Below are 19,169 nucleotides of genomic sequence, written 5' to 3'. Positions count from 1 at the left end.
GGGTCGTTCCGGGCGCGGGTGAACTGCCGTGCAGCGAGCGTGCAACGGTTGCGCGCATCCCCTCACTCCCGGCCGGGAACGCTGTATACCCTCAGAGCCGAAACTTCTTCCGCACGGCCCGTCAGGAGCAGCGATGCACGGCCCCGGCCTTCCGCCGCAGCACGCCCCCCAGTCCACCGACGGGGGTGTGGTGGCACTGCGCGTGGTGTTCATGCTGCTGCCCATCCTGAGCTGCGGCTTCCTGGCCTGGGGCTCGATGCTGCGGCTCGCCCTGGTGACCCGCAAGTCCCGTGACTGGGTGCTGCTGGTGGTCAGCGGCGCGCTCGCCGTGCTGTGGATGACGTTGATCCAGCTCGACCCGACGCCCGACGTCAACGGCTGGCAGGGCAACCTCGGGGCCGGTGGCTCGATCTTCACCGGCTTCGCGATCTGCGTGTACTTCCTCGTCGCGGACATCAAGCACCACGAGGCCCGGCGGGCCGCACTGCCCGCCTACGGGTACCCGGCCGCGCCCTACGCCCACCCGCAGCAGACCACGCCCGCCTACGGGTACCCGCACACCCAGACGCCCGTGCCCCGGCAGCCCGCCGCCGCCCCGGTCCCGCCGCAGGTGCCGCCGCAGCCGACCCCGCCCCCGCGCATCGGGCAGGTCCGCGCCGAACTCGACGAGCTCAGCGAGCTGCTGCGCAAGCAGACCCCGCCGCCCGGCGGCCCCTACCAGGACCCGAACCAGACCGCGGTCCAGGACCCGAACCAGTGACGGACCGCCTCATCGGAGACCGCTACCAGCTGGCCTCCATCCTGGGGCAGGGCGGCATGGGCCAGGTCTGGACCGCGTACGACAAGCGCCTGGACCGCCGCGTCGCCGTCAAGCTGCTGCGCCCCGACAAGGTCGCCGGCCCGGGCACGGTCGCCGAGGAACTGCGCCGCCGCTTCGTGCGCGAGTGCCGGGTGACCGCGCAGGTCGACCACCCCGGCCTGGTCACCGTGCACGACGCCGGCAGCGACGGCGACGAACTCTTCCTCGTCATGGGCTACGTCGAGGGCACCGACCTCGCCGACCACCTCGCCGAGCACGGCCCCTACCCCTGGCAGTGGGCGGTCGCCGTCGTCGCGCAGCTGTGCTCGGTGCTCTCCGCCGTGCACGCGGTGCCGATCGTCCACCGCGACCTCAAGCCGCGCAACGTCATGGTCCGCCCGGACGGCACCGTGCTCGTCCTGGACCTCGGCGTGGCCTCGGTGATGGACACCGACACCACCCGTCTCACCAGCACCGGAACCCCGATCGGCAGCCCCGCGTACATGGCGCCCGAGCAGGCCATGAGCGGCGCCGTCGGCCCGTACACCGACCTCTACGCCCTGGGCGTGCTGCTCTACGAACTCCTCAGCGGCAACGTCCCCTTCGCGGGCTCCACCGCCCTCGGCGTGCTCCACCGCCACCTGTACGAGCCCCCGGCCCTGGTCCGGCCCAAGCGCCCGGAGATCCCCCAGCAGCTGGAGACGCTCCTGATGCGGCTGCTCGCCAAGGACCCGCAGGACCGGCCCGCCTCCGCCCAGGCCGTCTACGAGGCCCTCGCGCCGCTGCTGCCCGCCGGCGGCAGCCGGGCCCCCGCCGGCCCGCTCGATCCGACCCGGCCCTTCCTGCGCCCGCACGCCCCCTGGCCGGACCGGGCCACCGTGATCCCGCCGCAGCCGACCTCACCGCCCACCCCGGTCCCGACGCCCGCCCGGCCCGACATCCCCGGCGCCGTCGACGAGGCCCGCAAGCTCCTGGACCAGGGGCGGCTCACCCAGGCCGGGGACATCCTCGGCGGCATCCTCCCGGCGGCGGCCGCCGAGCACGGGGAGCACTCCCCGGTGGTCCGCTCCCTGCGCAAGCAGTACGCCGCCACGCTGATGGACGACGGCCAGTACCGCCGCGCCCTGCCGGAACTGCGCCGCCTCGCCGACGAGTTCCCGGCCGGCGACCCGCAGTCCCTGCGCTTCCGCTACGACGCGGCCCAGTGCCTGGAGCAGCTGGGCGAGCCGGCCGCCGCCCTGGCCGAGTACCGCTCGCTGCTCCCGCTCTTCGAGAACCACTACGCCAACCCGGACCCGGGCCTGCCGCTGGAGGTCCGCCGCCGGATCGCGCACCTGCTGCTCTCCCTCGGCGACCGGCAGGCCGCCCACGAGACCCTGGCCCGCTTGCTGTTCGACGCGGAGCGGCTGCACGGCCCGGCGCACCCCTTCCCGTCCGAGATCCGCCGCACCCTGCAGTGGCTCGGTCAGATGCGCTGACGCCGCCGGAGCGCCACGACGGTCAGGACCGCGAGGGCGAGTCCGGCCGCCGCCGCGCCGGGGACCAGCCCCGGCGGTCGGAACGAGCAGCTGAGCGTGGTGGTGCTGCCGTCCAGGGGGAGGGCCACCAGCCCCAGATGGGCCGCGGCCGGGCGGCCGTTGCACGTCCAGCAGGCGATCGCGGGGACGGAGAGGACCGCCGTGCCCGTGGCCCCCGCTGGCAGTTCGGCCCGGATCCGAGAGGACCCGACGTGCAGCGAGGTCGCCGCCGTGGCGCGCAGGACGACCACCGCGCCGTCGAGGCGGGCCCGGTCCAGGCAGGACAGGGTCCACCGCGCGGGCGGTGCCGCGTCGAAGACCAGGGCCGAGGAGGCCCCGCGGGAGACGCCCATCGGCTGCAGGGCCGCCCGGTTGCGAGGGGCGTTGCCGTTCAGGCGGAAGGCCGGCCCGTCCGCGAGGCGGGCCGTGGCGTTGTACTCCGGCGCCCACAGGTACGCCTCCGTGCCCGCGCGGCAGACACCCGGCGCGAGCGGGTCCTCGTACACCCGGGTGCCCAGCAGCAGTTCCTGGTTGGCGAAGGGGGAGTCGCCGTAGGAGAGGGGCGCCCCCGGCGGGCGGGTCGTCACCAGCGGGGGCACCTCGGCACGGCGGACCGTGCCGTCGGGCTGCAGGCGCGCGCCGACCGCGAACAGGGCGTCCGTGACCGGGTTGTCGATGCTCTGCACGTTGCGTCCGCGCGAGGTCCAGCCGGCCCCGAGGGCGACCATCGTGCGCGTGAACACCTCCGGGGTGTGGCTGCTGTAGTACGAGCCGCCCTCCCCGCCCAGCAGCAGCGGGTCGTTGCCCGACAGGGCGGGCCGGCTCGGGTCGGTGCGGTACGCCGGCCAGCCCTCGGCGCCGGCCAGCGCCTCGGCGCGCGCGGTGTGGGCCGCCCCCCAGGACGGGTAGTCGTCGAGCCCGCCCAGCTTCCCCTTGTGCCCGTACGCGGTCGTCGCGGCCGCCTGCGCCAGCAGGACCGCCGCCAGCAGCCCGGCCGCCGGGAGCACCAGCCGGCGGTGGCGCAGCGCCCACCAGGCCGCGCCGGCCAGGACCAGCCCGCCCGCGAACAGCGCGTACCCCCAGTCCGTCCCCAGCGTGCTCCCGCGGGACCAGAGCACGGCGGCGGCGAGCAGGCCCGCCCCCGCCGCGAGCGCCGGCGGCCGCGGCGGGCCCGCCGCCAGCCCGGTCCAGGCGGCGATCACGGCGATGCCGGCGAGCACGAAGGTCTGCCGGTACGGGCTTCCGTTCGGGGTGGCGAACAGGTGCCAGGCCAGGTGGGTCGGGGCCCACTGGAGCGAGAGCGCTACGGCCGCCGTCAGCCCCGCCCACCAGAGCCGGGTGCGCACCGGCACCGCCCGGTGGAAGGGCAGCGCGGCCACCAGGAGCAGGGTGCCGGTGCCCACGAAGACGGCGGGGGAGGAGAAGGAGTACGTCGCGGGCAGCAGCCGCGCGAAGAGGTCCGCCCAGGACACCGGCCGGAACTCCTTGACCCACCCCGGGTAGGCCTGCCCCGAGCTGAAGAAGAGGGGGACGAGCACCGGAGCCGCGAGCAGGATCCCGAGCAGGGTCGTCCCGGCGGCCCGTGCGATCACCGCCGTCCGGGTCCGCAGACCGTCCCGGGTCAGCACCACCCGTACCACCAGCACCAGCGCCGCACCCAGCGTCGCCATGTAGGCGGTGTAGAAGTTCGCCGTCCAGCAGACGGCGACGACCAGCGGCGCGAGCACGGGCCGGCGCCCGCGCAGGGCCCATTCGCCGGTCAGGCACAGCAGCGGGAAGGCGATCAGCCCGTCCAGCCACATGGGGTTGTAGGAGGCCTCGATCACCGACCAGCCGCACAGCGCGTACGAGGCCCCGAGCAGCCCCGCCGCCCACCACGGCCCCCGGCGCTGGGTGCGCAGCAGCCACGCCATGGCCGCCGCGGCGACCGTCGTCTTGAGCACGGTCACGACGTACACCGCGAGGTCTATGTCCGCGCGCGGGAAGAGCCCGACGAGGACGGAGAGCGGGCTCGTCAGATATGTGCCCAGGTCGGGCAGGAAGCTGGTCCCGTACCCGGACTGCCAGTTGAACAGCAGCCCGCCCTCCGCGCGGCCGTGCAGGAGGTCCCACAGGTGCGCGTGGAACGGTACGAACTGATTGCCGAGGTCGTTGACGCTGCGGTGGCGCGATCCGTACGGGAAGACGCGGGCGGCGGCGTCCCCGGCACCCACGGCCACCGCCGTGAGCAGGGCGGCGAGCGCCGAGCCGGACAGGCTCGGGCGGCGCGGCGAGCGGTGCGGTGAGCGGTGCGGCGAGCGGTGCGGTGTCGACATGGTGGGCCGACCCTGGCACCACCGGGGGACCGAAGGATGGCCGCCAGATGAACGCGCACCCCGACACCTCGGGAATCGTTGGTCGAACCGGTGGCTCGGACCACCCCGACTGCATACCATCGATCACCGCACGGCCCTTGTGCACCGACGCACAATCTCCCGGCCCTGGAGGCTCCTTTGCACCGTCGCACAGCGCTCTCCGTCTCCGCCGCCCTGCTCGTCGCGGCGCCCCTGCTGTCCGCCTGCTCGGGCGAGGCCCGGCCCGGCACCGCGGCCGTCGTCGGCGGCGAACGGATCACCACCTCCGCCCTCCAGGCCCAGGTCAACGACGTCCGCGTGGCGCAGAACCGGACCGGGCAGGCCGCCGCCGAGCTCATCGCGAGCACCCCGAACCTGGAGCGCCAGAAGCTCGACTCGATGCTCCAGAGCCACGTCATCGACAAGATGGCCGACACCGCCGGCATCTCCGTCACCGTCAAGGAGATCGAGGACGAACGCCGGGCGTACGTGGAGGAGAACAAGGGGGCCGAGCAGTTCGAGGCGCTGCTCCTGCAGAAGGGCGCCATGGCCCCCGGCCAGGTCGACCGCTTCCTGCGGGACCGGGTCCTGCTGACCAAGCTGACCGCGAAGTACGGGCAGGGGAAGCTGGAGGAGCCCGCCCGGGCCGCCGCGACGGACCTGCACATCCAGGTCAACCCGCGCTACGGCGCCTGGGACGTCAAGCAGATCAAGCTCGGCGCCGGGGAAACCCCCTGGATCACCCAGCGGACCCAGCCCGAGCAGGTACCCGCCGGAGCCTGACGCGCGCGGCCGGAGGTAGGTTCGGAGGGTGACCGAGCACTCCGAGCCCACCGCCGCCGAGCCCACGGGCCGCATCGTCCTGCTGACCACCAGCCACCGGGTCGCCCCCGGCGTGCTGTCCTGGCCGGCGTGGCAGATCCTGCACGCCGCGGACCGGGTGCTGTGCGCCGGCCCCGGCCACCCGCAGCTGCCGTACCTGCGGGAGGCGGGCATCGACGTCGCCTTCGGGACCCCGGACGCGCACGAGCTGGTCGAGGCCTGCGCGGGCGGCCGCACCGTCGTGCTGCTCCCGGGCGGGGAGGGCGACCAGCGGCTCACCGACGGGCTGGCCCGCCTGGCCGGCTCCGGCCGCGTCTCGATGCCCGATCTGGAACTGCTCCCCGGCTCGTACGACCTGCCGGGCGCGCGCCTGATCGACCTGGTCCAGGTGATGGACCGGGTCCGGCGGGAGTGCCCGTGGACCTCGCGGCAGACCCACGAGGGCCTGGCCAAGTACGCGATCGAGGAGGCGTACGAGCTCGTCGAGGCCATCGAGGACGGGGACCGGGAGGAGCTGCGCGAGGAGCTCGGCGACGTCCTGCTGCAGGTGGTCTTCCACGCGCGGATCGCCGAGGAGCACGAGGATCCCGACGAGGCGTTCTCCATCGACGACGTGGCCGGGACCCTCGTGGAGAAGCTGATCCGCCGGCACCCGCACGTCTTCGGCGACGCCGAGGCCGAGACGCCGGAGGACGTGAGCGCGCACTGGCAGCGCACCAAGGCGGTCGAGAAGCAGCGGGAATCGGTCACCGACGGGATCCCGGTGGGCCAGCCCGGTCTGGCACTCGCGGCCAAGCTCGCGGGCCGGGTCCGCGCGGGCGGCGTGCCCGTGGAACTGCCCCGCGGCGAGGGCATCGGGTACGAACTGCTGGCGCTGGCGGCGCGCGCCGAGGCGGAGGGGACCGACCCGGAGACCGCGCTGCGCGCGGCGGCCCGCGTCTACCGGGACGCGATCCGCGCCGCCGAGGGCGTCGGCGAGTAGACCCCCTAACCCCACTCCCGGGGCGCGCGGGCCGCGGGGTCGTGCCAGTGCGGCGAGAGGCGGTTCAGGAACCACTCGCCGAAGCCGAGCGGGCGGCCCCCGGGGCCCTGCCCCTTGCCGGCGGCGGGTACGGAGTCGTGGAAGAGGCGGCCGGGGCTGGCGCCCAGCTCCTGGAGCAGGTGAACGGTCTCCTCGACGAACTGCGGCGGCCCGCTGAGGTAGACGTCCTGGTCCGGCCACAGGCCGCGGTGGCCGAGCGCCGTCGCGAGCCGGTCCGTGGCCTGGTTGCGGTGGCGCCCGGGGGCGGGCGTGATGTAGGTGACGCCGAGCCAGCGGCAGGAGGCGGCGTACGTGTCGATGAGCGGGCGGTCGTAGAGGTGCGCGCCGTCCCGCGCCACGACGAAGAGCCGTACGTCCTGATCGGGAGGGTGTTGCGCGAGGTCCTCCAGCATCGCCCGGATCGGCGCCCAGCCGGTGCCGGCGGCGATGAGGCTGACGGGGCGGCCGGCGCGGCGGAAGGTCAGCTGCCCGCCGGCGGCCCCGAGCCGCAGGACCTCGCCCGGCAGCGTCTCGCTGACCAGGGCGGTGCTGAGCCGTCCCTGGTCGATCCGGCTGACGTGGAGGTCGACGGTGCCGTCGGGGCGGGGGGCGTTGCCCAGGGAGTAGGTGCGCCACGTCGCCGGGACCCGCTCGCTGCACACGCTCGCGTACTGGCCCGGTACATAGGGGAAGGGGGCGTGCGGCCGCAGGGTCAGCACCGCGATGTCCTGCCCGTACCGGAGGTGGCGCACGACCTCCGCGTCCCACCACGGCGGGTCCTCGCTCGCGTCGGCGCCGGCCGTCATCGTGTCGGCGATCACCTGGTAGGCCTCGGTCCAGGCCTTCTCCACCTGAGGGGTCCAGGCCTCGCCGGAGGTCGCGGCGAGCGCGGCGAGGAGGCTGGTGCCCACGGCCACGTAGTGCTCGGGGCGGGCCAGGAACTTGCGGTGGTCGCGCCCGAGGTCGCGGAGATAGGGGAGGAGGCTTTCGTCGTCGAGGTGGGCGATCACGTGGGTGAGCGCGGCGAACACGCGGTCCCGCTGCCGCTCCATGTCCTCGGAGGAGGCCGGGAAGAGCTCACGGATTCCGGGGTTGTGCCAGAAGAGGTGGGAGTAGAAGAACTTGACCGCGTGCTCGGCCCGTCTCTCCACCACCGCGAAACTGCGTTTCAAGATCCTCACATCCACAAAACCGAAAGTAGGAATGCCGGGGAAGGTGAGGTCAAGCGATGGCCGATCTACGGACAGCCGCGACGAACGGGCCATATGGGATGAGGGTCCGGCGCCGGGATACGGTCGTGCCGTGCATGAGCAGACCCCCGCAGACCCCGCCGACACCCCTTCCGCCGAGGGCCCGACCCTCTTCGACTGGGAGTTCGCGACCGACCCCTACCCGGCCTACGCCTGGCTGCGCGAACACTCGCCGGTGCACCGCACCAAGCTCCCCAGCGGGGTCGACGCCTGGCTGGTCACCCGGTACGCCGACGCCCGCCAGGCCCTCGCCGACCAGCGGCTGAGCAAGAACCCGGCGCACCACGCGGAGCCCGCGCACGCCAAGGGCAAGACCGGGATCCCGGGGGAGCGCAAGGCGGAGCTGATGACGCACCTGCTCAACATCGACCCGCCGGACCACACCCGGCTGCGGCGGCTGGTGTCGAAGGCGTTCACCCCGCGCCGGGTCGCCGAGTTCACCCCGCGGGTGCAGGCGCTCACCGACCACCTGATCGACGCCTTCGCGGCGAAGGGGGAGGCGGACCTCATCCACGAGTTCGCCTTCCCGCTCCCCATCTACGCCATCTGCGAGATGCTCGGCGTACCGCGCGAGGACCAGGACGACTTCCGTGACTGGGCCGGGATGATGATCCGCCACGGCGGCGGCCCGCGCGGCGGCGTCGCCCGCTCCGTGAAGCAGATGCGGACGTATCTCGGCGAACTCATCCATCGCAAAAGGGATGATCTGGGTAATGACCTCATCTCGGACCTGATCCGCGCGAGCGACCACGGCGACCACCTCAGCGAGGCCGAGGCCACCGCCATGGCCTTCATCCTGCTCTTCGCCGGCTTCGAGACGACCGTGAACCTCATCGGCAACGGGGTCCACTCCCTCTTCATGAACCCCGGCCAGCGCGAGCGCCTCCAGCGCTCCCTCGCCGCCGGCGAGAGCGGCCTGCTGGCCACCGGGGTCGAGGAACTCCTGCGCTACGACGGGCCCGTGGAGCTGGCGACGTGGCGGTTCGCCACCGAGGCGCTGACCCTCGGCGGACAGCGGATCGAGGCCGGTGACCCGGTCCTGGTCGTCCTCGCGGCCGCCGACCGGGATCCCGAGCGGTTCGCGGAACCGGATACGCTCGACCTCTCCCGGACCGACAACCAGCACCTCGGGTACGGGCACGGCATCCACTACTGCCTGGGCGCCCCGCTCGCGCGGCTCGAAGGGCAGACGGCGCTCGCGACCCTGCTGACGCGCCTGCCGGATCTGGAACTGGCTGCTGCGCCCCAAGACCTGCGCTGGCGCGGGGGGTTGATCATGCGAGGGCTACGTACTCTTCCCGTCCGGTTCACGGCTCAAAACACTTGCGCCGCTTCTGATGAAAAGTCAGATCCGGCTTGAACTTGTGACAATCGTTCGAAGGCCGCTAGGTTCTGCCGTTACCCCGCTGTTATGCGAAAGGTGCACCCTCATGCGTTCCGGGAACGGCCGCCACAGACGCCCCCGCCAGGTCCCCGCGCTGGTAGTCACAGCCGGAGTCACTGGCTCCGCGCTGGCTCTGCCGCTGCTAGCCGCCACCAATGCCACCGCTGCCGACACCACGACCTGGGACAAGGTCGCCGAGTGCGAGAGCGGCGGCTCCTGGAGTGCCAACTCCGGCAGCGGCGCGTACGGCGGGCTGCAGTTCACCCAGGAGGAGTGGCAGAACGCCGGCGGACTCGACTTCGCCGAGCGGGCCGACCTCGCGAGCCGGTCCCAGCAGATCGCCGTGGCCGAGCGGGTGCTGGCCTCGCAGGGGCCGCAGGCGTGGCCGCTGTGCGCCACCTCGGCCGGACTGGAGCAGCAGGGCCCCGCCGCCAAGGTGGACCCCGGTCTGCCCGGCAGCTCCGGCCCGATCGCCCCCTCGCCCTCCCGCCCGGACAACGCGGTGCCGTCCACCACCGGAGGCGAGCCGGCCAAGGACTTCGGCGCCCCGACCCACGCGGCGCCCAGCCCGACCGGCAGCCCCTTCCTGATCCCCGACGCGCCGTCCGTCGGACTGCCCGTCATGCCGGCGCCGGACGCCCCGACGACGCCTCCCGTCGACCCGTCCCAGCCGACGGTCCCCGGAACCCCGGGCACCACGCCGCTGCCGCCCGTCGACCCGACGGCTCCGACCCTCCCGGTGGACCCCTCGGCGCCCACCACCCCGCCCACGACCGCCCCCGCCACCCCGGGTGCGACGCCGACGGACCCGGCGTCCCCGACCGCCCCGGGCGCCACTCCGGGAGCCTCTCCGACCGAGGGCAGCGGCAAGCACCGCGGGGCGCCCGCGGCCGAGGCCCCCGTCCCGTCTGACGCCGCGTCGGCCCCGACGTACACGGTCCAGGAGGGCGACAGCCTGGCGACCATCGCGGTTGCCAAGGGAGTCAAGGGCGGCTGGAACGGCCTCTACGAGGCCAATGAGCAGGTCATCGGCGAGGACGCCAATCTGATCAAGCCCGGACAGAACCTGGATCTAACCACGTAATAGGGACACTTCAGGCGTCCGGAAAGAACTGATTGTCGGTTATCTGTAAGTGAGACATGCGTCTCTTCCGGTCAACTGGCGTGTCCCGCCCCGGGGCTGCTGCAAACCCCGCCCTCACCTGCGCAAACGTCCTTGCGGACAGCGCAAGTAGGGGCCCTCTCTCCCCGATGTTCCTCGTTGAACATCGGGGAGAGACCTGTCTACCTTCTGATTCGCCCGCCACCGCGGGCTCCTTCGACCGCATCGCCGAATCCTGCCGGCGGACGGGGGGAACAGTCGTCGCGTCAAGCGCCGAAGGCAGGAGCGGGGGAACCAAGGTAGGCGCCGGGAGCGGCCGTTGAGAGACGGTCACGCCACCGGCTAGGGGTCAAGACGTGCGCTAGGTCGCACGGCCGGGCAACTCACTCGCCCGAACCCGACAGCTCACCTCGTAGGCGTCGGTGAGGAGAAAATCCATGCTGCTTTCCGGCAAGGGCAAGCACCGTCGAGCCTCCAAGGCCGTCCGCATCGTCACGCTCGCCGGTGTCGCCGGTGTGGCCGTCGCCGCCCCCCTGATGGCCGCGGGCTCCGCCAGCGCCGCCACCGCGTCCGAGTGGGACAAGGTCGCGCAGTGCGAGTCCGGCGGCAACTGGTCCATCAACACGGGCAACGGCTACTACGGCGGACTGCAGTTCTCGTCCTCGACGTGGGCCGCCTACGGTGGCAAGTCGTACGCCGCGCAGGCCAACCAGGCCTCGAAGTCCCAGCAGATAGCCATCGCCGAGAAGGTCCTCAAGGGCCAGGGCAAGGGCGCCTGGCCGGTCTGCGGCAAGGGTCTGTCGAACTCCTCCTACGCCGGTGGCGGCACGGAGGGCTCGACGCAGAACAAGCCGAAGGCCGACTCGAAGAAGACCGAGACCAAGGTCGCCCCGAAGGCCACGCCGAAGAAGGAGACCAAGCGCTCCGAGGCCCCGACCACCCGCTCCGAGCGCCCCGCGGCCCCCGAGGCCCCGAAGACCGGCAACGGCTCGTACGAGGTCAAGTCGGGCGACACCCTGGGCACCATCGCCGAGGCCAACGGCGTCAAGGGCGGCTGGGAGAAGCTCTTCGAGCTGAACAAGGACATCGTCTCGGACGCCGACCTGATCTTCCCGGGTCAGAAGCTGAAGCTCAGCTGAACACTGCGGCAATAGCCGCAGGAGCGTACGCAACGCACAGTGTTCCCCCCGCCCGGCGCGTCTCCCCCCACGCGCCGGGCGGTGGTGTGCGTACCGGATGACGGGCGACGATCCGGAGACCTATGTCCCGGAAGAGGGGTATTCGGCCCCTTTTTCGTCCCAGGGGTCGGGCGGTCGGCCGGTCGAGTGCCCCGGGCCGGTTAGGCTCTAAGCGGCAAGGCCGTCCCCCGGCCTGACACGCCACCGCACACCCAGCGTCACATCCCAGAAGGAGATGCTCGTGCCGTCCATCGACGTCGTCGTAGCCCGGGAAATCCTGGACTCCCGAGGCAACCCCACGGTCGAGGTCGAGGTGGGCCTCGACGATGGCAGCACCGGCCGTGCTGCCGTCCCGTCCGGCGCCTCCACCGGTGCATTCGAGGCCATCGAGCTCCGTGACGGTGACCCCAACCGTTACTTCGGCAAGGGTGTCGAGAAGGCCGTCCTCGCCGTCATCGAGCAGATCGGCCCGGAGCTCGTCGGCTACGACGCCACCGAGCAGCGCCTGATCGACCAGGCCATGTTCGACCTGGATGCCACCGACAACAAGGGCTCCCTCGGCGCCAACGCCATCCTCGGTGTCTCCCTCGCCGTCGCGCACGCCGCGTCCGAGGCCTCGGACCTTCCGCTCTTCCGCTACCTCGGCGGTCCGAACGCGCACCTGCTGCCCGTTCCGATGATGAACATCCTCAACGGTGGGTCGCACGCCGACTCCAACGTGGACATCCAGGAGTTCATGATCGCCCCGATCGGCGCGGAGTCCTTCTCCGAGGCGCTGCGTTGGGGTGCCGAGGTCTACCACACCCTCAAGAAGGTCCTGCACACCAAGGGCCTCTCCACCGGTCTGGGCGACGAGGGCGGCTTCGCGCCGAACCTGGAGTCCAACCGCGCCGCGCTCGACCTCATCATCGAGGCCATCAAGCAGGCCGGTTACACCCCGGGCACGGACATCGCGCTCGCGCTCGACGTCGCCGCGTCCGAGTTCTACAAGGACGGCCAGTACGAGTTCGAGGGCAAATCCCGCTCGGCCGCCGAGATGACGGACTACTACGCCGAGCTCGTCGAGGCGTACCCGCTCGTCTCCATCGAGGACCCGCTGTTCGAGGACGACTGGGCCGGCTGGAAGACCATCACCGACCGCCTGGGCTCCAAGGTCCAGATCGTCGGTGACGACCTCTTCGTCACCAACCCCGAGCGTCTGGCCCGCGGTATCGAGGAGGGCTCCGCGAACGCCCTGCTCGTGAAGGTGAACCAGATCGGTTCGCTGACCGAGACCCTGGACGCCGTCGAGATGGCCCAGCGCAACGGCTTCAAGTGCATGATGTCGCACCGCTCCGGTGAGACCGAGGACGTCACCATCGCCGACCTCGCCGTCGCCGTGAACTGCGGTCAGATCAAGACCGGCGCCCCGGCCCGCTCGGACCGCGTCGCCAAGTACAACCAGCTGCTGCGCATCGAGGAGATCCTCGACGACGCCGCGGTGTACGCGGGCCGCAGCGCCTTCCCGCGCTTCAAGGGCTAATCACGCCCTCGCCTCCGTACGTCCCCGCACTCGGTCCCGTACCGTGTGCGGGGACGTATTTGCGTAGTGCGGACACAGGGGAGGCGGACCAATGGCCGGGAGCCGGGATCGGTTCTCCACCTTCTCCACCGCGACCAGGCTCAAGCAGCTCGGTGAGCGGACCGCCGCCCACGTCTACCGCTCGCAGTCGCGCCGGCAGGTGCGCCGCAGCCGGCTCACGGGCCGGGCCGCGCTCCTCGTGCTGGTCCTCTGTACCCTGGTCGTCGCCCTCGCGTATCCGATGCGCCAGTACGTCTCCCAGCGCTCGGAGATCGCGGAGCAGCAGCGGGCCGCCGCCACCGCGCGGGACCGCCTGGAGCGGCTGCGCGACGAGAAGGCCCGCTGGCAGGACGACGCCTACGCGGAGCAGCAGGCCCGCAGGCACCTGCACTTCCTGCGCCCGGGGGAGATCGGCTACATCATGAGCGACCCCGGGGCCCAGCCCCAGGAGCCGCACCGGGCCGGCCAGGCCGGCTCCGACCGCCCCTGGTACTCGAACGTCTGGGACGGCGTCGACAAGGCCGACCGCCCCGGCGACTGAACAGATCCATCCGTCAGAGAACCGAACGAAGAGACTTCCTCCAGGCATGCAGACGCCCCCGCCCCAGACCGACCGGACCGAGCCGACCGACGCGGACATCGAGGCGTTCGAGCAGCAGCTCGGCCGCCCGCCGCGCGGGCTGCGCGCCATCGCGCACCGCTGCCCCTGCGGGCAGCCGGACGTGGTCGAGACCGCCCCGCGGCTCCCCGACGGCACCCCCTTCCCCACGCTGTACTACCTGACGTGCCCGCGCGCGGCCTCCGCGATCGGCACGCTGGAGGCCAACGGCGTGATGAAGGAGATGCAGGCCCGGCTCGCCGAGGACCCGGAGCTCGCCGCCGCCTACCAGGCCGCGCACGAGGACTACATCCGGCGCCGCGACGCCATCGAGGTGCTCCAGGGCTTCCCGAGCGCCGGCGGGATGCCGGACCGGGTGAAGTGCCTGCACGTGCTGGTCGGCCACTCCCTGGCCGCGGGCCCGGGCGTGAACCCGTTCGGCGACGAGGCGCTCGCGATGCTGCCCGAGTGGTGGGCCAAGGGCGCCTGCGTCACCCCGTGCGGGGAGAAGAAGGAAGAGGAGTCCCGGTGACCCGGGTCGCGGCCATCGACTGCGGTACGAACTCCATCCGGCTCCTCGTCGCGGACTGCACGGTGTCCGACGGCGCCTCCGGCGCGGGCACCACCGGCGAGCTGGTCGAGCTGGACCGACGGATGATCATCGTCCGCCTCGGCCAGGGCGTGGACCGGACCGGGCGCCTCGCCCCGGAGGCGCTGGAGCGCACCTTCGCCGCCTGCCGCGAGTACGCCGAGGTCATCAAGGAACTCGGTGCGGAGCGGGTGCGCTTCGTGGCCACCTCCGCCTCCCGGGACGCCGAGAACCGCGACGTGTTCGTGCAGGGCGTCAAGGACATCCTGGGCGTCGAGCCCGAGGTGATCTCCGGCGACCAGGAGGCCGAGTTCTCCTTCACCGGCGCCACCAGGGAGCTCGTCGCCCACGAGCACCTGGAACAGCCGTTCCTGGTGGTGGACATCGGCGGGGGTTCGACCGAGTTCGTGGTCGGCGAGGACCACGTGCGCGCCGCCCGCTCGGTGGACGTGGGCTGCGTCCGGATGACCGAGCGTCACCTGACGGTGGACGGGGTCGTCACCGACCCGCCGTCCCCGGCGCAGATCGCCGCGATGCGGGCCGACATCGAGGCCGCCCTCGACCTGGCCGCCGAGAGCGTCCCGCTGGCCGAGGCGCGCACCCTGGTCGGCCTGGCCGGCTCGGTGACCACGGTGGCCGGGATCGTCCTGGGCCTGCCGGAGTACGTCTCCTCGCAGATCCACCACGCGCGGATCTCCTACGAGCAGGTCCGCGAGGTCAGCGAACGGATGCTGACGGCGACCCACGCCGAGCGCGCGGCGATCCCCGTGATGCACCCGGGCCGGGTGGACGTGATCGGGGCCGGCGTGCTGGTGCTCCTGGCGATCATGGAGAGGATCGGCGCCACCGAGGTCATCGTCTCCGAGCACGACATCCTCGACGGAATCGCCTGGAAGACCGCGGAAGAGGTCGAGTCGGACGAGCAGCGCTCCTGACCCGCGGAAAACACCGGACGGCGGCGCTCCGGTCAACTGACCGAAGCGCCGCCGTCGCGGTCGGATTCAGATGTTGCGGTAGATGTCGCGGCGGTCGCCGATCTTGACGACGAGGATGACGAGCTCGCCGTCCAGGACTTGATAGGCGATGCGGTAACTGCCCACCCGGAGCCGGTAGAGGCCGGAGGGGCCGGTGAGCTTCTTGATGTCGGCGTCCTCGCGGTACGGATCGTCTCCCAGAGCAGTCAGGGCGGCGAGGATCCGCATCGCGGCCGGCCTGTCGATGGCCCGGAGCTGCCGTTGCGCCGCGGTGGTGAACCGGAAGGCGTACTTCACGCCGCGCCGTCACCCCGTTCGCTGAACAGGTCGGCCAGGAGCTCGGCCATTGTCACGGTCGGCCCGCCTTCGGCGAGCACGGCCTCCGCCTCGCGTGCGAGCAGCTGGTCGGCTGCCTCTTCCAGCGCGTTGAAGTCCGCGATGGGAACCAGGGCGGCCACCGGGGCGCCGTTACGGGTGATGATGGTCGGAGCGCCCTGCTCCGCCCGATTGATGTGGTCCGCGAGATGGGCACGGGCTTCGCGCACGGTCACAGCGTTCTCACTCATGACCGCAGTGTACGCCTCAATGTGTACACGCCGCTGTGGCGTCGAACGTGTGCGGGTTCGCCGACGATTCCGGACGGAATCGCGTGGTCGATCGCCTGAACGACCTTCGAAGGTGGGGTTGAGGGGTCTCGGACCGGTGATCCACAGAAAGTTCGTGAAGTTCTTCACAAGGAAAAGAGTCCGGTGGGGCCGACGGGAGGGCCATTTGGGCCCCTCCGGAGGCCGCCGGGCCCTTTTCTGCGTCTGTTCGTGCGATCGGCGGAGGCTGCGGGTTCCGCGTCAGAGGTATGGACGAACCCCTGTGGTCCAGTCCGCTTCAGGCCTTGGAGGCCAGTTCAGGACGGGTGAACAACGACTCCCGTTACACGGTGGTTCCCGTCGCGCGCCATGACGTCCGTCACGTGGGCGGCGGAGTGTAGCAGAGGCCTTCCGACTCCTTGTGAAGGGGCTCACGAGCGACACCCCTTTGGGTGCTGGATACTCGTTCCATGAGCACCACGGAGCGTCCCAGGATCCTCGTTGTAGGAGGTGGGTACGTAGGCCTGTACGCAGCCAAGCGCATCATGAAGAAGATGCGCTACGGCGAGGCGACCGTCACGGTCGTCGACCCGCGCTCGTACATGACCTACCAGCCCTTCCTCCCCGAAGTGGCCGCAGGCAGCATCTCGCCTCGGCACGTCGTCGTCCCGCTGCGACGCGTGCTGCCCAAGGCAGAGGTTCTCACCGGCCGGGTCACCAGCATCGACCAGGACCGCAAGGTCGCCGTCGTCACGCCGCTGGTCGGCGAGGCGTACGAGCTGCCCTTCGACTACCTGGTGATCGCGCTCGGCGCCGTCTCCCGCACCTTCCCGATCCCCGGCCTCGCCGAACAGGGCATCGGCATGAAGGGCGTCGAAGAGGGCATCGGCCTGCGCAACCACGTCCTCGAGCAGCTCGACAAGGCCGAGTCCACGACGGACGAGAACGTCCGCCGCAAGGCCCTCACCTTCGTCTTCGTCGGCGGCGGCTTCGCCGGCGCCGAGACGATCGGCGAGGTCGAGGACATGGCCCGCGACGCCGCGAAGTACTACTCCACGATCAAGCGCGAGGACATGCGCTTCATCCTGGTCGACGCGGCCGACAAGATCCTTCCCGAGGTCGGGCCCAAGCTCGGCACCTGGGGCAAGGAGCACCTCGAGTCCCGCGGCATCGAGATCTACCTCAACACCTCCATGGACTCCTGCGTGGACGGCCACGTGGTGCTGAAGAACGGCCTCGAGGTCGACTCCAACACCATCGTGTGGACCGCCGGCGTCAAGCCCAACCCGGTGCTGGCCCGCTACGGCCTGCCGCTGGGCCCCCGCGGCCACGTCGACGCCCAGCCCACCCTCCAGGTCACGGGCACGGACTACATCTGGACCGCCGGCGACAACGCCCAGGTTCCCGACGTCGCCGCCCGCAAGGCCGGCGTCGAGAACGCCTGGTGCCCGCCCAACGCCCAGCACGCGCTGCGCCAGGCCAAGGTCCTCGGCGACAACGTCATCTCGGGCATGCGGGGCTTCCCGCAGTCGGAGTACTCGCACTCCAACAAGGGTGCGGTGGCGGGCCTCGGCCTCCACAAGGGCGTCGCGATGATCGTCATGGGCAAGATGAAGATCAAGCTCAAGGGCCGGCTCGCCTGGTACATGCACCGTGGCTACCACGGCATGGCCATGCCGACCTGGAACCGCAAGATCCGCGTCTTCGCCGACTGGACCCTCGGCATGTTCCTCAAGCGCGAGGTCGTCTCGCTGGGTGCTCTCGAAACCCCGCGCGAGGAGTTCTACGAGGCCGCCAAGCCGGCCCCGGCTCCGGCCGCCACGGCCCAGAAGGCCAAGGCTTCCTGACCCGGCGCCGGCCGGCAGGACCCTGAGCAGTACCCGCACGTCCCCGAAGGGGCCGCCCGCCATCCGTGGTGCGGGCGGCCCCTTCGGCGTACCCGGGGTCCGGGATGGGTAGACGGAGGGGTCGGAGCTTTTGTGGAGGTGCGCCCATGACCGACGCCGCGCCGCGGCTGGCTGCTGTTGCCGAGACACTGCTGGGTGCCCCGCTGCCGGTGCGCGTCCGCACCTGGGACGGCAGTGAGGCCGGTCCGCCGGGTGGCCCCGTGCTCGTCGTCCACGACCGCCGCGCCCTGCGGCGGGTGCTGTGGAAGCCCGGGGAGCTGGGCCTGGCCCGCGCCTGGGTGGCGGGGGAACTGACCGTCGAGGGCGACCTGTTCGCCCTGCTGGACCGCGTGGCGGGGGTCCTGTGGGAACGCGGGCGCACCCCGCTGCCCGCCGCCCCCGCGGGGCCCGCGGGGGCGCGCACGGCGGGCCCGGAGCGGACGCCCGAGGCCGTGGTGCCGGGTGGCCGCCCGGGGCCCCGCACGGCCCGGAAGGGCATCGCGACCCGGCCGGGGCTGCCCCGTCTGCCCCGGCTGCCCGACCTGCCGGGGGCCAAATGGCGGGACCCGGCCCACCGGGCGGCCGTACGGGAGCTGATCGCGCTCGCCGGACCGCTGCCGCCGCCCCCGCCCCCCGCGGAGGAGGCGGTCCGGCGGGGCGGGCCGCGGCACAGCAAGGGGCGCGACCGCCAGGCCATCAGCCACCACTACGACGTCGGCAACGACTTCTACGAGCGGGTGCTCGGCCCCTCGATGGTGTACTCCTGCGCCTACTGGAGCCCCGGCTCCACCCTGGAGCAGGCCCAGCGGGACAAGCTCGACCTGGTCTGCCGCAAGCTCGCCCTGCGGCCCGGCGACCGCCTCCTCGACGTCGGCTGCGGCTGGGGCTCCATGGCGCTGCACGCGGCCGGCGAGTATGGGGTCCGGGTCACCGGGATCACGCTCTCGCGCGAGCAGGCCGCGTACGGGCGCAAACGGGTCGCCGAGGCGGGCCTGGCCGACCTCGTCGAGCTGCGCATCCAGGACTACCGGGACGTCAGGGACGGCCCGTACGACGCGATTTCCTCCATCGGGATGGCCGAGCACGTCGGGTCCGACCGCTACCGGGAGTACGCCCGCACCCTGCACGCCCTGCTGCGCCCCGGCGGGCGGCTGCTGAACCACCAGATCGCCCGTCCGCCGGAGCCGGACGAGGAGGCGTACCGGATCGACGAGTTCATCGACGCCTACGTCTTCCCCGACGGGGAGCTCTCCCCGCTCGGCACCACCGTCGGCGAGCTGGAGCGGGCCGGCTTCGAGGTGCGCGACGTGGAGGCGCTGCGCGAGCACTACGCGCTGACCCTGCGGGCCTGGGTGGCGGGGCTCCAGGAGCACTGGGACGAGGCGGTCCGGCTGACCTCCCCGGGCCGGGCCCGGGTCTGGCAGCTCTACATGGCGGCCTCCGCGCTCGGCTTCGAGCACGGCCGGCTCGGCGTCAACCAGGTCCTCGCGGTGAAGTGCGCGGCGGGTGGCGACTCGGGCCTGCCGCTGCGGCTGCGCACCTGGGGGGCGCGGACCCCGTAGCGGAAACGT

Annotated in this window: 17 protein-coding genes and 1 riboswitch; of the genes, 13 read left to right on the top strand and 4 right to left on the bottom strand. The window is 72.2% G+C overall.

Going from position 1 to position 19,169, the window contains the following annotated elements:
- The first annotated feature begins 133 nt into the window (after positions 1-133).
- Both ACZ6JT_RS23860 and ACZ6JT_RS23855 read left to right on the top strand, forming a co-directional pair.
- A complete protein-coding gene (locus tag ACZ6JT_RS23860) occupies positions 134-760 on the top strand; it encodes a hypothetical protein (RefSeq protein ID WP_469212678.1) in 627 nt (208 codons plus the stop codon).
- A complete protein-coding gene (locus ACZ6JT_RS23855; protein ID WP_469212676.1) occupies positions 757-2,277 on the top strand; it encodes a protein kinase domain-containing protein in 1,521 nt (506 codons plus the stop codon). Before ACZ6JT_RS23860 ends, ACZ6JT_RS23855 begins: the two co-directional genes overlap by 4 nt.
- Here the strand turns inward: ACZ6JT_RS23855 and ACZ6JT_RS23850 are convergent.
- Positions 2,265-4,631 carry a YfhO family protein gene (locus ACZ6JT_RS23850; RefSeq protein ID WP_469212674.1) on the bottom strand — a complete coding sequence of 789 codons (2,367 nt, stop codon included), beginning with the start codon at positions 4,629-4,631 and terminating at the stop codon, positions 2,265-2,267. The two genes, ACZ6JT_RS23855 and ACZ6JT_RS23850, sit on opposite strands and share 13 nt — an antisense overlap.
- A gap of 177 nt (positions 4,632-4,808) precedes the next feature.
- Here ACZ6JT_RS23850 and ACZ6JT_RS23845 point away from each other — a divergent pair, with 177 nt between their 5' ends.
- On the top strand, positions 4,809-5,432 hold the full coding sequence (locus tag ACZ6JT_RS23845) for a SurA N-terminal domain-containing protein (protein WP_469212673.1): 624 nt from the start codon (positions 4,809-4,811) through the stop codon (positions 5,430-5,432).
- 28 nt (positions 5,433-5,460) lie between these two features.
- Positions 5,461-6,453 (top strand): nucleoside triphosphate pyrophosphohydrolase, encoded by a 993-nt coding sequence (locus ACZ6JT_RS23840; RefSeq protein WP_469212671.1) that lies wholly within the window; start codon positions 5,461-5,463, stop codon positions 6,451-6,453.
- A gap of 5 nt (positions 6,454-6,458) precedes the next feature.
- Here the strand turns inward: ACZ6JT_RS23840 and ACZ6JT_RS23835 are convergent, their stop codons facing one another.
- The gene (locus tag ACZ6JT_RS23835; protein WP_469212669.1) at positions 6,459-7,673 is read right to left on the bottom strand and encodes a globin domain-containing protein; all 1,215 of its coding nucleotides are present in this window, start codon (positions 7,671-7,673) and stop codon (positions 6,459-6,461) included.
- Positions 7,674-7,794: 121 nt separating this feature from the next.
- Here ACZ6JT_RS23835 and ACZ6JT_RS23830 point away from each other — a divergent pair, with 121 nt between their 5' ends.
- From ACZ6JT_RS23830 to ACZ6JT_RS23800, 7 genes are all read left to right on the top strand, one after another.
- Entirely contained in the window at positions 7,795-9,102 is a 1,308-nt protein-coding gene (locus tag ACZ6JT_RS23830) for a cytochrome P450 family protein (protein WP_469212667.1), read from the top strand.
- Positions 9,103-9,172: 70 nt separating this feature from the next.
- Positions 9,173-10,210 carry a transglycosylase family protein gene (locus tag ACZ6JT_RS23825; RefSeq protein ID WP_469212665.1) on the top strand — a complete coding sequence of 346 codons (1,038 nt, stop codon included), beginning with the start codon at positions 9,173-9,175 and terminating at the stop codon, positions 10,208-10,210.
- A 279-nt stretch (positions 10,211-10,489) separates the two neighbouring features.
- A riboswitch (cyclic di-AMP (ydaO/yuaA leader) is annotated at positions 10,490-10,662 on the top strand.
- Positions 10,663-10,665: 3 nt separating this feature from the next.
- Entirely contained in the window at positions 10,666-11,367 is a 702-nt protein-coding gene (locus ACZ6JT_RS23820) for a transglycosylase family protein (RefSeq protein ID WP_469212663.1), read from the top strand.
- A 274-nt stretch (positions 11,368-11,641) separates the two neighbouring features.
- Positions 11,642-12,928, top strand: a complete 1,287-nt coding sequence (gene eno, locus ACZ6JT_RS23815) for a phosphopyruvate hydratase (RefSeq protein WP_469212661.1) — start codon at positions 11,642-11,644, stop codon at positions 12,926-12,928.
- Positions 12,929-13,019: 91 nt separating this feature from the next.
- Positions 13,020-13,508: an FtsB family cell division protein gene (locus ACZ6JT_RS23810; protein ID WP_469212659.1), complete on the top strand. Its 489-nt coding sequence runs from the start codon at positions 13,020-13,022 to the stop codon at positions 13,506-13,508.
- 46 nt (positions 13,509-13,554) lie between these two features.
- Positions 13,555-14,097 carry a DUF501 domain-containing protein gene (locus ACZ6JT_RS23805; protein ID WP_030716431.1) on the top strand — a complete coding sequence of 181 codons (543 nt, stop codon included), beginning with the start codon at positions 13,555-13,557 and terminating at the stop codon, positions 14,095-14,097.
- Positions 14,094-15,089 carry a Ppx/GppA phosphatase family protein gene (locus ACZ6JT_RS23800; RefSeq protein WP_469212657.1) on the top strand — a complete coding sequence of 332 codons (996 nt, stop codon included), beginning with the start codon at positions 14,094-14,096 and terminating at the stop codon, positions 15,087-15,089. The genes ACZ6JT_RS23805 and ACZ6JT_RS23800 overlap by 4 nt, the downstream gene beginning before the upstream one ends.
- Positions 15,090-15,155: 66 nt before the next feature.
- On the opposite strand, the gene ACZ6JT_RS23795 is transcribed toward ACZ6JT_RS23800, so the two are convergent.
- Complete coding sequence (locus ACZ6JT_RS23795; RefSeq protein WP_468862150.1) at positions 15,156-15,425, bottom strand: type II toxin-antitoxin system RelE family toxin; 270 nt, start codon at positions 15,423-15,425, stop codon at positions 15,156-15,158.
- Positions 15,422-15,694, bottom strand: a complete 273-nt coding sequence (locus ACZ6JT_RS23790; protein WP_469212655.1) for a type II toxin-antitoxin system Phd/YefM family antitoxin — start codon at positions 15,692-15,694, stop codon at positions 15,422-15,424. Before ACZ6JT_RS23790 ends, ACZ6JT_RS23795 begins: the two co-directional genes overlap by 4 nt.
- 488 nt (positions 15,695-16,182) lie before the next feature.
- Here ACZ6JT_RS23790 and ACZ6JT_RS23785 point away from each other — a divergent pair, with 488 nt between their 5' ends.
- Both ACZ6JT_RS23785 and ACZ6JT_RS23780 read left to right on the top strand, forming a co-directional pair.
- Positions 16,183-17,559 (top strand): NAD(P)/FAD-dependent oxidoreductase, encoded by a 1,377-nt coding sequence (locus tag ACZ6JT_RS23785; RefSeq protein WP_365484119.1) that lies wholly within the window; start codon positions 16,183-16,185, stop codon positions 17,557-17,559.
- Positions 17,560-17,705: 146 nt separating this feature from the next.
- Positions 17,706-19,160 carry a class I SAM-dependent methyltransferase gene (locus ACZ6JT_RS23780; protein WP_469212652.1) on the top strand — a complete coding sequence of 485 codons (1,455 nt, stop codon included), beginning with the start codon at positions 17,706-17,708 and terminating at the stop codon, positions 19,158-19,160.
- The last annotated feature ends 9 nt before the right edge of the window (positions 19,161-19,169 follow it).

It is taken from the genome of Streptomyces sp. NPDC046308, from assembly GCF_055588065.1.
This window is presented reverse-complemented; position numbering and strand designations above follow the sequence as displayed.